Origin of the sequence: Zavarzinia aquatilis, assembly GCF_003173035.1 — a bacterium.
GTDB lineage: Bacteria > Pseudomonadota > Alphaproteobacteria > Zavarziniales > Zavarziniaceae > Zavarzinia > Zavarzinia aquatilis.
Genome location: NZ_QGLE01000006.1, coordinates 112,324 through 125,590, shown reverse-complemented (window position 1 = coordinate 125,590; position 13,267 = coordinate 112,324). Strand labels below are relative to the sequence as shown.

The 13,267-nt window shown below is 67.4% G+C and carries 12 protein-coding genes; 10 read left to right on the top strand and 2 right to left on the bottom strand.

Features of this window, described 5'->3' with window-relative positions:
• Positions 1–8: 8 nt before the first annotated feature.
• Both ubiE and ubiB read left to right on the top strand, forming a co-directional pair.
• Positions 9–779: a bifunctional demethylmenaquinone methyltransferase/2-methoxy-6-polyprenyl-1,4-benzoquinol methylase UbiE gene (ubiE, locus tag DKG74_RS11890; protein ID WP_109906007.1), complete on the top strand. Its 771-nt coding sequence runs from the start codon at positions 9–11 to the stop codon at positions 777–779.
• A gap of 12 nt (positions 780–791) precedes the next feature.
• A complete protein-coding gene (gene ubiB / locus DKG74_RS11885; protein WP_109906005.1) occupies positions 792–2,354 on the top strand; it encodes a 2-polyprenylphenol 6-hydroxylase in 1,563 nt (520 codons plus the stop codon).
• Here the strand turns inward: ubiB and DKG74_RS11880 are convergent.
• Positions 2,344–2,931 carry a hypothetical protein gene (locus tag DKG74_RS11880; protein WP_109906003.1) on the bottom strand — a complete coding sequence of 196 codons (588 nt, stop codon included), beginning with the start codon at positions 2,929–2,931 and terminating at the stop codon, positions 2,344–2,346. The two genes, ubiB and DKG74_RS11880, sit on opposite strands and share 11 nt — an antisense overlap.
• A 137-nt stretch (positions 2,932–3,068) precedes the next feature.
• On the opposite strand from DKG74_RS11880, the gene coaBC reads away from it, so the two are divergent.
• Genes coaBC through cysK form a run of 3 tightly spaced genes read left to right on the top strand, consistent with a single transcriptional unit; the run spans position 3,069 to position 5,736 of the window.
• Positions 3,069–4,289: a bifunctional phosphopantothenoylcysteine decarboxylase/phosphopantothenate--cysteine ligase CoaBC gene (gene coaBC / locus DKG74_RS11875; RefSeq protein WP_109906001.1), complete on the top strand. Its 1,221-nt coding sequence runs from the start codon at positions 3,069–3,071 to the stop codon at positions 4,287–4,289.
• On the top strand, positions 4,289–4,753 hold the full coding sequence (locus tag DKG74_RS11870) for an RrF2 family transcriptional regulator (RefSeq protein WP_109905999.1): 465 nt from the start codon (positions 4,289–4,291) through the stop codon (positions 4,751–4,753). Before coaBC ends, DKG74_RS11870 begins: the two co-directional genes overlap by 1 nt.
• Before the next feature lie 23 nt (positions 4,754–4,776).
• On the top strand, positions 4,777–5,736 hold the full coding sequence (gene cysK / locus DKG74_RS11865) for a cysteine synthase A (protein ID WP_109905997.1): 960 nt from the start codon (positions 4,777–4,779) through the stop codon (positions 5,734–5,736).
• Here cysK and DKG74_RS11860 read toward each other — a convergent pair.
• Positions 5,733–6,866, bottom strand: coding sequence for a 4Fe-4S cluster-binding domain-containing protein (locus DKG74_RS11860; RefSeq protein WP_109905995.1), 1,134 nt, complete (start codon positions 6,864–6,866; stop codon positions 5,733–5,735). The genes cysK and DKG74_RS11860 overlap by 4 nt on opposite strands.
• 225 nt (positions 6,867–7,091) lie before the next feature.
• On the opposite strand from DKG74_RS11860, the gene DKG74_RS11855 reads away from it, so the two are divergent.
• The 5 genes from DKG74_RS11855 to DKG74_RS11835 all read left to right on the top strand — a co-directional run bounded on the left by DKG74_RS11855 (position 7,092) and on the right by DKG74_RS11835 (position 13,185).
• Complete coding sequence (locus DKG74_RS11855) at positions 7,092–8,246, top strand: ABC transporter substrate-binding protein (protein ID WP_109905993.1); 1,155 nt, start codon at positions 7,092–7,094, stop codon at positions 8,244–8,246.
• A gap of 79 nt (positions 8,247–8,325) precedes the next feature.
• A complete protein-coding gene (locus tag DKG74_RS11850) occupies positions 8,326–9,351 on the top strand; it encodes an ABC transporter ATP-binding protein (RefSeq protein WP_109905991.1) in 1,026 nt (341 codons plus the stop codon).
• On the top strand, positions 9,348–10,289 hold the full coding sequence (locus DKG74_RS11845) for an ABC transporter permease (protein ID WP_109905989.1): 942 nt from the start codon (positions 9,348–9,350) through the stop codon (positions 10,287–10,289). The genes DKG74_RS11850 and DKG74_RS11845 overlap by 4 nt, the downstream gene beginning before the upstream one ends.
• Positions 10,279–11,073, top strand: a complete 795-nt coding sequence (locus DKG74_RS11840; RefSeq protein ID WP_109905987.1) for an ABC transporter permease — start codon at positions 10,279–10,281, stop codon at positions 11,071–11,073. Before DKG74_RS11845 ends, DKG74_RS11840 begins: the two co-directional genes overlap by 11 nt.
• A 120-nt stretch (positions 11,074–11,193) precedes the next feature.
• Positions 11,194–13,185 (top strand): SDR family oxidoreductase, encoded by a 1,992-nt coding sequence (locus DKG74_RS11835; RefSeq protein ID WP_109905985.1) that lies wholly within the window; start codon positions 11,194–11,196, stop codon positions 13,183–13,185.
• Positions 13,186–13,267 lie beyond the last annotated feature (82 nt).

Here is a 13,267-nt window from a genome sequence, read left to right as displayed (position 1 = left end):
GTCGCGCCATGAGCCAGGACATCCCCGCCAACGATTCCGCCGAGAAGGTCACCCATTTCGGTTTCGAGACCGTCGCCGAAAACGACAAGGCGCGCCGGGTGCGCGGCGTCTTCGACGCGGTCGCCAAACGCTACGACGTCATGAACGACTTCATGTCGGGCGGCGTGCACCGCCTGTGGAAGACGGCGATGATCGACTGGCTGAACCCCGGGCCGGGCAGCCATCTGCTCGATGTCGCGGGCGGCACCGGCGACATCGCCTTCCGCTTCCTCGACAAGGCGGGGGCGGGGGCCCATGTCACCGTCGCCGACATCAACGCCGAGATGATCATGGTCGGGCGCGACCGCGCCCTCGACCAGGGGCGCCTCGCCCTCGACTGGACCGTGGGCGACGCCGAGAAGCTGGCCTTCAAGGACCGGACATTCGATTACGTCACCATCGCCTTCGGCATCCGCAACGTCACCCGCATCCCCGAGGCGCTGAAGGAAATGCGCCGGGTGCTGAAGCCGGGCGGGCGTTTCATGTGCCTCGAATTCTCCAAGGTCGTGGTGCCCGGCCTCGACAAGATCTACGAGGAATATTCCTTCCGCGTGATCCCGCGCATCGGCAGCATGGTCGCCGGCAATGCCGACGCCTATCGCTATCTGGTCGAGAGCATCCGCAAGTTCCCGGATCAGGAGACATTCGCCGGCATGTTGCGCACCGCCGGCTTCGAGCAGGTGCAGGTCCGCAATCTGACCGCCGGGGTCGCCGCCATCCATTCCGGCTGGCGCCTTTAAGGTCCGCCCTCCATGTTCCGCGCGCTTCGCCATGCCCTGCGTCTCTTTCGCGTCGCGCGGCGGCTGGCGGTTCATGACGCGCTGTTCCCGGCCGAGCTGACCGAGGAATTGCCCCTGCTGGCCCGCCTCGGCCGGCGGGCGATGGCGATCCAGCTGCGCCCGCGCCGCGCCGCCCTCGAAGGCAAGAGCCAGGGCGAGCGGCTGGCCCTCGCCCTCGGCAGCCTCGGCCCGACCTATATCAAGCTGGGACAGAGTCTCGCCGCCCGCCCCGACCTCGTCGGCGAGCCGGTCGCCCGCGCCCTCGCCCAGTTGCAGGACCGGGTACCGCCCTTCCCGGCGGCGGAGGCGAGGCGCATCATCGAGCATGAATTGATGCATCCGATGGACGAGCTGTTCCTGTCCATCGACGAGGAACCGGTCGCCGCCGCCTCGATCGCGCAGGTTCATTTCGCGGTGACGCGCGAGGGCCGGCAGGTCGCGGTAAAGGTGCTGCGCCCGGGGATCGAACCCGCCTTTCGCCGCGATCTCGATGCCCTTGCCTGGGCGGCGGAGCTTGGCGAGAAATGGCTGCCGCCGCTGAAGCGCCTGCGCCCGCGCGAGGTGGTGCGCACCCTGGCCGAAGTGTCCTTCCTCGAGATGGATCTGCGGCTCGAAGCCGCCGCCGCCTCGGAGATCGCGCTCAATCTCGACAAGCAGGGCGGCGTGACTGCCCCCACGGTCGACTGGAGCCGCACCGCCCGCCGGGTGCTGACCGTCGACCGGGTGCAGGGCACGCCCATCGGCGACCGCGCGAAACTGATCGCCGACGGCCGCGATCCCCGGCTGCTGGCCAGCCGGCTGATGCAGAGCTTCCTCGACCAGGCGCTGGGGCGGGGCTTCTTCCACGCCGACCTGCACCAGGGCAATCTCTTCGTCGCCGACGACGGCACCATCGTCGTCATCGACTTCGGCATCATGGGCCGGCTGTCGCGGCCGATGCGCCGTTTCATGGCGGAAACCCTGATCGGCTTCATCACCGCCGATTACCTGCGGGTCGCCCGGGTCCATGCCGAGGCCGGCATCCTGCCGCCGGGCAAATCGGTCGAGCTGTTCGCGCAGGCCCTGCGCTCCATCGGCGAGCCGATCCTGGGCCGCCCGACGCGGGAGATTTCCATCGCCCGCCTGCTGCAGCAGCTGTTCATGATCACCGAGACCTTCGCCATGGAGACCCAGCCGGATCTCCTCCTCCTGCAGAAGACCATGGTCGTCGTGGAGGGGGTGTGCGGCGGCCTCGATCCCGACATGAATATCTGGGAAGTCTCGCGCCCGGTGGTCGAGAAGTGGCTGGTCTCGACCTTCTCGCCCGAGCACCGGCTGCTCGACGCCGCCGAGGGCGCGGCGGGCATGGCGCGGCGCCTGCCCGGCATCATCGAGAAATTCGAGCGGTTCGGCGCCCAGATCACGGAAAACGGCCTGCGCCTGCACCCGGAAACCGCCCGCGCCATCGCGGAAGGCCAGGCCAAGACCCAGCGCCGCCTGTGGTGGGCGGTGATCGCCCTCGCCGTCGCCGTCGTCGTGCTGGCCGTCAGCCGTTAGCCGGCGGCTTCAGCTCGGTCTCGATGCATTTCTGCCATTCGCGGCGGCCGTTGGCGGTGCCGACGAGGCTGACCGGGAAGGAAAAGCCCGGCAGGTCTTCGGCCGTCACCTCGAGATTGTAACCCTTGGCGAAAGCCTGCAGGAAAGCCTCCGCTTCGGCACCGGGGATCACCATCGACAGGGAATCCCCCGCCTGCTGCGCCCGCTGCGGCCGGAAGGCGGTGCCGTCGATGACGAGGCCGGGTTTGCGCGCCGCGCGCCCCTCGACCGCCGGCAGCGATGCCGAGCGGACACCGACATAAAGATCCCTGGTGATCGTCGCCGAGGTCGTGGCGATCCAGAACCGGCTGCCGCCATCGCCCGCGCGCTGCAGCGTGCAGACGGTGAAGCTGCGCCCTTCGCCGTCGCGCATCTCGCTGGCGCCGACCTGCCAGCCGCTGGACAGCGCGGTCAGGGCATGGGGCGGCTGGGCCGTGGGGGAGGTCGGCGTGCCGCAGGCCGACAGGAGGACCGTGACGACAAGCATCCCGGCGATGGTGGCCCCGGCTTTGATGGCACTGGCGGTCGTCGGTTGCATGTCCCTCTCCCCGATTCTCCATTCGATCTAGGGCAAGAACGCGCCGCCGTCAAACCCGGGCAGAATGCGGCATTTCTATTGAAGTCCACCAAATAGCCGTATAAAACGCTAATCCTCATCCGGTGGCGGGCAGGTGCATGGCCGACAAGCGAATCCTTCTGGTCATCGGTGGCGGCATCGCCGCCTACAAGGCGCTGGAGCTGATCCGGCTGCTGGCCCGCAAAGGCATCGCCACGCGGGCCATCCTGACCCGGGCCGCGCAGGAATTCGTCACCCCGCTGTCGGTCGCCGCCCTGACCGGCGACAAGGTCTATACCGACCTGTTCTCGCTGACCGACGAGGCGGACATGGGCCACATCCAGCTGAGCCGCGACGCCGATCTGATCGTGGTCTGTCCCGCGACCGCCGACCTGATGGCCAAGATGGCGAATGGCCTCGCCGACGACCTCGCCTCGACCGCGCTGCTCGCCACCGACAAGCCGGTGCTGATCGCGCCCGCGATGAACGTCCGCATGTGGACCCACAAGGCGACCCGCCGCAACCACGCCCGCCTGCTGGCCGATGGCATCCTGATCGTCGGCCCGGACGATGGCGACATGGCCTGCGGCGAATATGGCCCCGGCCGCCTGGCGGAGCCGGCGGCGATCCTCGACCGCATCGAGGATTTCTATGCGACCCGGGGCGACCGGCCGCTGCTGGGCAAGCATGTGGTCGTGACCTCCGGCCCCACCCACGAGCCGATCGACCCGGTGCGCTATATCGCCAACCGTTCGTCCGGGCAGCAGGGCCATGCCATCGCCGCCGCCCTCGCCGGCCTCGGCGCGCGGGTGACGCTGGTGTCCGGTCCCGTCACCCTGGCGGACCCGGCGGGGGTCGAGACCCGCCATGTCGAGACCGCGCGCCAGATGGCCGCCGCGGTCGATGCCGCCCTGCCGGCCGATATCGTCGTCTGCGCCGCCGCCGTCGCCGACTGGCGGGTGGCGGGCGAGGCCGACCAGAAGATCAAGAAGGACGGCAGCGGCCAGGTGCCCGCCCTCGCCTTCGTCGAGAACCCGGACATTCTCGCCACCGTCTCGAAGCCCGGCGCCCGCCGCCCGCCGCTCGTCGTCGGCTTCGCCGCCGAGACCGAGAAGGTGGTCGACCACGCCAGGGCCAAGCTGGCCCGCAAGGGCTGCGACTGGATCATCGCCAATGACGTGGGCAGCGGCCCCGACGGCGGCGTGATGGGCGCGGCCGACAATGCGATCCATATCGTCACCGCCGGGGGGGTCGAGAGCTGGCCCCGCCTCGCCAAGACCGAAGTCGCGACGCGCCTTGCGCGGCGCATCGCCGAAACCGTGAAGGAACGGAACATCTGATGCTACGCCTTTCGCGCAAAATGCTGTTCGCCCTCGAGGCGGTCGTCGACATCGCCTACAACGCCCGGCCCGAGCCGGTGCAGTCGAAGGAGATCACGCGGCGCCAGGGCATTCCCCAGCGCTACCTCGAACAGGTGATGCAGCAGCTGGTCCATGCCGGCGTGCTGAAGGGCGTGCGAGGCCCCAAGGGCGGCTACCGCCTCGCGCGGGAGCGGCGGCGCATCACCGTGGGCGAGATCATCCGCGTCGTCGGCGCCATCGAATCGGCGGAAGACGACGAGAGCGGCGAGGGCGCGCCCATGACCTCCGATCTCGGCAAGAAGGTGGTGCAGCCGCTGTGGGGCGAATTGCACGACACCATCATGGCCAAGCTCGATTCGATCACGGTCGAGGACCTGTGCCGCCGCGCCGAAAGCGCCGGGGTCCATTCGGAAGGCCGCGAGCGCATGGATTTCTCGATCTGAGTCCCACCAGGAAGGACACGACAATGACCAAGCCGGCAAAGCCCGGACGCGGCCGCGTCTACGACAATATCACCGAGACCATCGGCTCGACCCCGCTCGTCCGCCTGCACCGCATGGCGGAAGCGGCCGGCGCCAAGGCCGAAGTTCTCGCCAAGCTCGAGTTCTTCAACCCGCTGTCGAGCGTGAAGGACCGCATCGGCGTCGCCATGATCGAGGCGCTGGAGGAGGCGGGCAAGCTCGCCCCCGGCGCCACCCTGATCGAGCCGACCTCGGGCAATACCGGCATCGCCCTTGCCTTCGTCGCGGCGGCCAAGGGTTATCGCCTGATCCTGTGCATGCCTGAATCCATGTCGATCGAGCGGCGCAAGATGCTGCTCCTGCTCGGCGCCGAACTCGAGCTGACCCCGCCCGAGAAGGGGATGCGCGGCGCGATCAACCGGGCCGAGGAACTGGTGAAGGAAATCCCGGGCGCGGTCATCCCGCAGCAGTTCGCCAACCCGGCCAATCCGGCCATCCACCGGGTGACCACGGCCGAGGAAATCTGGAACGACACCGAGGGCAAGGTCGACGCGGTCGTCGCCGGCGTCGGCACCGGCGGCACGATCACCGGCATCGGCACCGCGCTGAAGAAGCTGAAGCCGTCGGTGAAGATGATCGCGGTCGAGCCCGAGGACAGCCCGGTGCTGTCCGGCGGCCAGCCCGGCCCGCACAAGATCCAGGGCATCGGCGCCGGCTTCGTGCCGCCGATCCTCGACCGCGGCCTGATCGACGAGATCATCACCATCGGCAACGAGACCGCTTTCGAGACCTCGCGTCAGGCGGCGCGGCAGGAAGGCATCGCCTGCGGCATTTCCTCGGGCGCGGCGCTGTCCGCCGCCCTCGAGGTCGCGGCCCGGCCCGACATGGCGGGCAAGACCGTCGTCGTCATCATCCCGAGCTTCGCCGAGCGTTACCTGTCGACGGCGCTGTTCGACGGGCTCTAAATCACGCTCTCGCCCCGCCACAGCAATGTGGCGGGGTCGCCCGGCACATCGAGGGCGGCCGGCAGGTCGTGATAGGCGATGTCGCGCCCGCGGTGACGGAACAGGGCGGTGCCCGCCGCCCGGTCGCGCGCGACCAGGTGCTCGCGCCGGAATTTGCCCTGCGGGCTGTCGAAGGTCAGCGCCGTCGCGTTGATCCAGCTGGGGGTATCGGCCGACAATTGGTCGTGGATCGCGAACAGCCGGTCGAGGCTCAGGCGGAAGGCCGCCGAATGGTTGATCGGATCGGGCGCGAAGATCGACAGGTTGCGTACCCCCGCCTCGTCGAGGAGGCGCAAATGCAGCGCCAGCAGACCGGCGTCGTCGTTGACGCCGCGCAGGATCGGAAACTGGTTGTACTGCCGCACCCCCGCCGCCCGCAGCCGGGCGAGAAGATCGCCGACTTCGCCGCAGATTTCGTAAGGGTGGACGACGTGGTGGACCACGCGGACGCGCGGCCGCGCGAGCAGGGCGATCTTGTCGCCCTTGTCGAAGAAGCCGGGGGCGAAGACGGCGCAGCGGGTATGGACCCGGATCGACTGGAGCTGCGGCAGGGCGCCCAGCGCATCGAGCACCTGGGCCAGTGCTTTGGGCGACAGGGTCAGCGGATCGCCGCCCGACAGGATCACCTCGCGGATGCGGGGGTCGGCCGTGACATGCTCGACGAGGGCGGCGAGAGAGACGGCGAGGTCCGCCGGATCCTCGCCATGCATCTCGGTCAGCACGTCCTGACGGAAGCAATATTGGCAATGGGCGGCGCAGAGCGGCGTCGCCAGGAACAGCACCCGGTCGGCGTATTTCTGCACGATGGTCCGGGACGCCGTCTTCATGTTGCTGCGGTCGTCGACGAAATCCGCCACCTCGCCCGGCGCCCGCGTGGAGAGACGGGCCGCGTCGGGATAGACCACCCGGTGCAGCGGCCCTTCGGTATGGCCGAGGGCGGCCAGTTCCGCCGCCAGCTTGTCGGCATAAAAGCGCGTCACCTTGATCGGCAAAAGATGCGCCGAAGCCGCCAGCCGGCCATAGGCGGCATTCAGCGCCGCCTGTTCGGCGGGGCCGGTCCGGGGCGGCAGGGCGGAAAGGGGCTGGGCCACGAAGCGAAGTCTCCGAAATCTGCGCGGGTTTTACGCCGGCAAGAGCCGCACGGCAAATGCCCTGCGCGCGGGTCTCCGCCCCTGAAAAGTTTCGACGTCCCTCAACCTCCGTTTCGGCATTTTTGAATTGGCGGCGGCCCCCGACCTCGGCTCATACTGGTCACCGTGCCGGGATGCGTTCTTTCCCGGCGGGAAAGACAGACGCGAAGCGTCGGGGGTGAGGCCATGAAGAAGCTGGTGGTTGCCGCCTGTACGGTGGCGGTGCTGGGGATGGTGTCGGGGGCCGCGTTCGCCGCGCCGCCGACCAAGATCGGCAAGGGCGAGGGTTTCGTCGATATCGTCGCCTGGCCCGGCTATATCGAACGCGGCGAGACCGACAAGGGTTACGACTGGGTCACGAGCTTCGAGAAGGAAACCGGCTGCAAGGTGCGGGTGAAGACTGCCAGCACCTCGGACGAGATGGTCGCCCTGATGAACGAGGGCGGCTTCGATCTGGTCACCGCGTCGGGCGATGCGTCGCTGCGCATGATTTCCGGCAAGAAGGTGCAGGAGATCAACACCGCGCTGATCCCGAGCTGGAAGACCGTCGATCCGCGCCTCGCCGATGCGCCCTGGCACACGGTCGACGGCAAGCATTACGGCGTGCCCTACCAGTGGGGCTCTAACGTCCTGATGTATAACACCAACGTCTTCAAGGAAGCGCCGAAGTCGTGGAGCGTGGTGTTCGAGGCCATGGACCTGCCGGACGGCAAGCCCAACAAGGGAAGGGTGCAGGCCTTCGACGGCCCGATCTATATCGCCGATGCCGCGCTCTATCTGATGAAGCACAAGCCCGAACTCGGCATCAAGGACCCCTACGAGCTGACCGAGGACCAGTACAAGGCCGCCCTCGACCTGCTGCGGGTCCAGCATGGTCTCGTCTCGCGCTACTGGCACGATGCGATGGTGCAGGTCGACGACTTCAACAACGAGGGCGTGGTCGCCACCTCGTCCTGGCCGTTCCAGGTCAACCTGCTGAAGAGCCAGGAAAAGCCCGTCGCCTCGACCATTCCGGACGAAGGCGCCACCGGCTGGGCTGACACCACCATGATGCATGTCGACGCCGAGCATCCGAACTGCGCCTACATGTGGATGGAACATTCGCTGAATGCCAAGTTGCAGGGCGATCTCGCCGCCTGGTTCGGCTCGGTGCCGGTCGTGCTCGCCGCCTGCAAGGGCAATGCGCTGCTGACCGACGAGGGCTGCGCCACCAACGGCCTGAACGACTTCGAGAAGATCCACTTCTGGCGCACCCCGGTTTCCAAGTGCAAGAGCCAGGAAGCCTGCGTGCCCTACTATCGCTGGGTGACGGATTACATCGCCGTGCTCGGCGGTCGCTGAGCGTCCGCTGAAACCGCGTCGCCCCGGTGAAAACCGGGGCGACGTCGCCGTTCCCCTTCCGCAAATCCGTGTGTCCTGAATGACATTTGCCGCGCCCGCCGTCCGCTTTCGCGCCGTCACCCGCCACTTCGGCCCCGTGAAGGCGGTCGATGGCGTCGACCTCGAGATCGCGCCCGGCGAATTCTTTTCCATGCTGGGGCCGTCCGGCTCGGGCAAGACCACCTGCCTGCGGCTGATCGCCGGCTTCGACCAGCCGTCCTCCGGCGAGATCGAAATTTTTGGCGTCGCCTCCGCCGGGGTGCCGCCCTATGCGCGGGCGGTGAACACGGTGTTCCAGGACTACGCCCTGTTTCCGCACATGAATGTGCTCGACAATGTCGCCTATGGCCTGATGGTGCGCGGCGTCGGCAAGCGCGAGCGCCACGCCAAGGCGGCCGAGGCCCTCGCCCTCGTCAAGCTGGGCCAGCATGGCGACCGCAAGCCGGTGCAGCTGTCGGGCGGCCAGCGCCAGCGCGTCGCTCTGGCCCGCGCCCTCGTCAACCAGCCCCGCGTGCTGCTGCTCGACGAGCCGCTGGGCGCCCTCGACCTCAAGCTGCGCGAGGAAATGCAGGTCGAGTTGAAGGCCCTGCAACGGAAGCTCGGCACCGCCTTCGTCTTCGTCACCCACGATCAGGGCGAGGCCCTGTCGATGTCCGACCGGGTCGCCGTGTTCAACGAGGGCAAGATCGTGCAGGTCGGCCCGCCGGAAGAGATTTACGAGCGCCCGCGCACCGAATTCGTCGCCCGTTTCGTCGGCGGCTCCAACGTATTGCCCGCCGCCGTGGCGCGAGGCCTCGGCGGGCCGGACGCGCCCTGCTCCCTGCGCCCCGAGGCGATCGCGCTGCTGACGGGGCCGGCGCCCGAGGGCCAGGCCGCGCTTTCCGCCGTGATCGAGGATGCGCAATATCACGGCGCCGCCCGGCGCCTGCTGGTCGCCGTCGCGGGGGCCGCGCTTCGCCTCGCCGTCTCGATCCCGGCGGGGGAAGGCGGCGGCCTCGGCCCCGGTCAGGCGGTAACCCTCGGCATTCCGCTTTCCGCGCTCTGGCCGATGGAGGGCGCGCGATGAGCATCGCCGCCCTGCCGGCCCCCCGCGCTGGCGTGCTGCGCGGCCTGTCCGATTTCCTGCTGCGGCGGCCGGGGGCCTATCTCGCGCTGCTGCTGGTGCCGCCCCTGCTGTGGCTCGGCATCATCTATCTGGGCAGCCTGTTCGCCCTGCTGACCAACAGTTTCTTCTCGGTCGACGAATTCTCGGGCACCATCGACTACACGCTGACCCTGTCGAGTTACGGCCAGCTGTTCCAGCTCGCCAATCTCGACATCGTGATCCGCACCGTGCTGATGGCGGCGGCGGTCACGCTGGCCTCGGCCGCGCTGGCCTTTCCCGTCGCCTATTACGCCGCGCGTTACGCGAAGGGACGGATGAAGGCCGTGTTCTATCTCGCGGTCATGATGCCGCTGTGGTCGTCCTATCTCGTCAAGGTCTATGCCTGGAAGCTGATCCTGGCCAAGGAAGGCATCGTCTCCTGGATCGCCGACACGCTGGGGGTTACCGTCGTCCTCGACGGCGTGCTGGCCCTGCCCGTGGTCGGCGGGCCCAGCCTGTCGACCTCCTATATCGGCACCTTCCTCGTCTTCACCTATGTCTGGCTGCCCTATATGATCCTGCCCCTGCAGGCCTCGCTCGAGCGGGTGCCGGGCAATCTGGTCGAGGCGTCGGAGGATCTGGGGGCGCATCCCGCGCAGACCTTCCGCCATGTCATCCTGCCGCTCGCCCTGCCGGGCATGATCGCGGGCTCGATCTTCACCTTCTCGCTGACCCTCGGCGATTACATCATCCCGCAGATCGTCGGCGGCTCGAATCTCTTCATCGGCCAGGCGGTACTGATCCAGCAGGGCACGGCGGGCAATATTCCGCTGGCCGCCGCCTTCACCGTGGTGCCGGTCGCGATCATGGGCCTCTATCTCTGGGGCGCGAAGCGGACGGGGGCTTTCGATGCGCTCTGACCGGGCATCCCGACCCCTGAAGCTGGCGGCGCTGGGGGGCTTGCTGTTTCTCCATGTGCCGCTGCTCTTCGTCTTCCTCTATGCCTTCACGACCGAGGAAAAGTCCTATCAGTTCCCGCCGCCGGGCCTCACGCTGAAATGGTTCGGCGTCGCCTTCGGCCGGCAGGATATCTGGGATGCCATCGGCCTGTCGCTGAGGGTCGCCGCGCTGGCGACCACGGTCGCCCTCGTCCTCGGCACGCTGATCGCGGCGGCGCTCGCCCGGCGGCAGTTCTTCGGGCGGGAGGCGGTCTCGCTCCTCGTCATATTGCCGATCGCGCTGCCCGGCATCGTCACCGGCATCGCGCTGCGCGCCGCCTTCAATCTGATGGAGATCGACTATGGCCTCCTCACCATCATCCTCGGCCATGCCACCTTCTGCATCGTCGTCGTCTACAACAACGCGGTGGCGCGCTTCCGCCGCCTGTCGGGCAGCCTTGTGGAGGCCTCGATGGACCTCGGCGCCGATGGCTTCCAGACCTTCCGTTATGTGATCCTGCCCAATATCGCGACCGCGCTGCTGGCGGGCGGGATGCTGGCCTTCGCCCTGTCCTTCGACGAGGTGATCGTGACCACCTTCACCGCCGGCCAGCAGTCGACCCTGCCGATCTGGATGCTGTCCGAACTGGTGCGGCCGCGTCAGCGCCCCGTGACCAATGTGGTGGCGGTCTTCGTCATCCTGGTGACCTTCCTGCCCATTCTTGCCGCCTATTACCTGACGCGGGACGAAAGCGGGCACAAATAACGGTATCGGTTGCCGTTCGCGGAAAGCGATTTCCTCTCCCCTTTCGCCCTTTCCGGTGTCTAGACTTCAGCCTGCACGGGTGGACACACGCCCGGCACAGGGAGATACCGGGGGAGAGGCATGAGCTATTTCGTCACCGGCGGCACCGGGTTCCTGGGCCGCAATCTGATCGACGCCCTTCTGAAGCGTGACGGCACCATCTATGTCCTGGTGCGTTCGGGGTCGAAGAAGAAACTGGAAGCCCTGAAGGACGAACGCTGGTCGCGCGATGCCGCGCGCATCGTCGGCGTGACCGGCGACCTGGGCAAGAAGCGCCTCGGCGTTTCCGCCGCCGAGATCGAGAAGCTGAAAGGCCAGATCAGCCACGTCTTCCATCTCGCCGCGATCTACGACCTGACCAACGAGGATCAGGAGGCGCAGGTCAAATCCAACGTCGAAGGCACGCGGAACGCCGTCACCTTCGCCGAGGCGGTGGGCGCCAAATCCTTCCACCACACCTCGTCCATCGCCGCCGCCGGCCTTTACGAAGGCTATTGGCGCGAAGACATGTTCGAGGAATGGGCCGCGGACGATCACCCCTATTACCGCACCAAGCACGACAGCGAGAAGATCGTGCGCGAGGAATGCTCGATCCCCTGGCGCATCTATCGCCCGGGCATCGTCGTCGGCCATTCCGAGACTGGCGAGATCGACAAGATCGACGGCCCCTATTTCTTCTTCAACCTGATCCTGCAATTGCGCCGGGCGATTCCACAGTGGATTTCCCTGCTGGGGATCGAGGGCGGCCTCCTCAACATCGTGCCGGTCGATTACGTCACCCGCTCGATGGACCATATCGCCCATAAGTCCGGGCTCGACGGCCGCGCCTTCCACCTGACCAACCCGAAGCACAACCGGGTGGGCGAGGTGGTCAATGTCTTCGCCAAGGCGGCGGGGGCGCCGCAATTCTCCATGCGGGTGGACAGCCGGGTGTTCGGCTTCATCCCCGCCGGCATCCGCTCGATGCTGGCCGGCCTGCCGCCCATCCGCTCGATCATCGACACGGTACTGGGCGGTTACGGCATTCCGCGTCAGGCCCTGAAGTTCTTCAACTACCCGACCAAATTCGACAATCGCGATACGGCGAAGGCGCTGAAGGGCAGCGGCATCGAATGCCCGCCGATTCAGGATTACGCCGGCTTCGTCTGGGACTATTGGGAACGTCACCTCAATCCCGAACTGCACCGCGACCGCTCGCTGGCGAGTTCCGTCGCCGGCAAGGTCGTGGTCATCACCGGCGCGACCTCGGGCATCGGCCTCGAGACGGCGAAGAAAGTGGCGGCGGCCGGGGCCATCACCATCATCTGCGCCCGCAAGCAGGAGGAACTGGACGCGGTCCAGGCCGAGCTGCGCGCCGCGGGCGGCAATGTCCACGCCTATTCGGTCGACGTCGCCGAAATGGACAGCTGCGACCGCTTCATCGCCGCCGTGCTCAAGGACCACGGCCATGTCGACGTGCTGGTGAACAATGCCGGCCGTTCGATCCGCCGCTCGGTCAATCTGTCCTACGACCGCTTCCACGATTTCGAGCGGACGATGGCGGTCAACTACTTCGGCGCCCTGCGCCTGATGATGGGCTTCCTGCCGGTGATGTCGTCGCGCAAGTCCGGCCACATCGTGAACATCCTGTCGATCGGCGTGCAGGTGAACCAGCCGCGTTTCTCGGCCTATGTCGCGTCCAAGGCCGCGCTCGGCGCCTTCACCCGCTGCGCCGCGCCCGAGTTCCATCACAGGAACGTGACCTTCACCAATATCTACATGCCGCTGGTGCGCACGCCGATGATCGCGCCGACCAAGATGTACGACAATATCCCGACCCTCTCGCCCGACGATGCCGCCAACCTGATCGTGAAGGGCATCGTCGAGAAACCGAAGCGGATCGCCACCCGCCTCGGCACCATGGGCGAATTGCTGTGGGCGGCGGCGCCGGATGTCACCAACATCCTGTTCAACACCACCTATCGCCTGTTCCCGGACAGCGCCGCGGCGCGGGGCGAGAAAGTGGCGGACGACGGCGCGCCCTCGACCGAGGCGGTCGCGCTGGCGGCCCTGACCAAGGGCCTGCACTGGTAGGGTTCACAGGCCAGGGGACTTGCGCGCGACCTCTCGCGCGCAAGTCCATTGCGCTCTATATAATGGTCGGGCAAAGGATTAC

Bases quoted from the DNA above. Each gene is read 5' to 3' on its own strand.
- ubiE (WP_109906007.1), top strand. From the start codon at position 9: ATGAGCCAGGACATCCCCGCCAACGATTCCGCCGAGAAGGTCACCCAT.
- ubiB (WP_109906005.1), top strand. From the start codon at position 792: ATGTTCCGCGCGCTTCGCCATGCCCTGCGTCTCTTTCGCGTCGCGCGG.
- DKG74_RS11880 (WP_109906003.1), bottom strand. From the start codon at position 2,931: ATGCAACCGACGACCGCCAGTGCCATCAAAGCCGGGGCCACCATCGCC.
- coaBC (WP_109906001.1), top strand. From the start codon at position 3,069: ATGGCCGACAAGCGAATCCTTCTGGTCATCGGTGGCGGCATCGCCGCC.
- DKG74_RS11870 (WP_109905999.1), top strand. From the start codon at position 4,289: ATGCTACGCCTTTCGCGCAAAATGCTGTTCGCCCTCGAGGCGGTCGTC.
- cysK (WP_109905997.1), top strand. From the start codon at position 4,777: ATGACCAAGCCGGCAAAGCCCGGACGCGGCCGCGTCTACGACAATATC.
- DKG74_RS11855 (WP_109905993.1), top strand. From the start codon at position 7,092: ATGAAGAAGCTGGTGGTTGCCGCCTGTACGGTGGCGGTGCTGGGGATG.
- DKG74_RS11850 (WP_109905991.1), top strand. From the start codon at position 8,326: ATGACATTTGCCGCGCCCGCCGTCCGCTTTCGCGCCGTCACCCGCCAC.
- DKG74_RS11845 (WP_109905989.1), top strand. From the start codon at position 9,348: ATGAGCATCGCCGCCCTGCCGGCCCCCCGCGCTGGCGTGCTGCGCGGC.
- DKG74_RS11840 (WP_109905987.1), top strand. From the start codon at position 10,279: ATGCGCTCTGACCGGGCATCCCGACCCCTGAAGCTGGCGGCGCTGGGG.
- DKG74_RS11835 (WP_109905985.1), top strand. From the start codon at position 11,194: ATGAGCTATTTCGTCACCGGCGGCACCGGGTTCCTGGGCCGCAATCTG.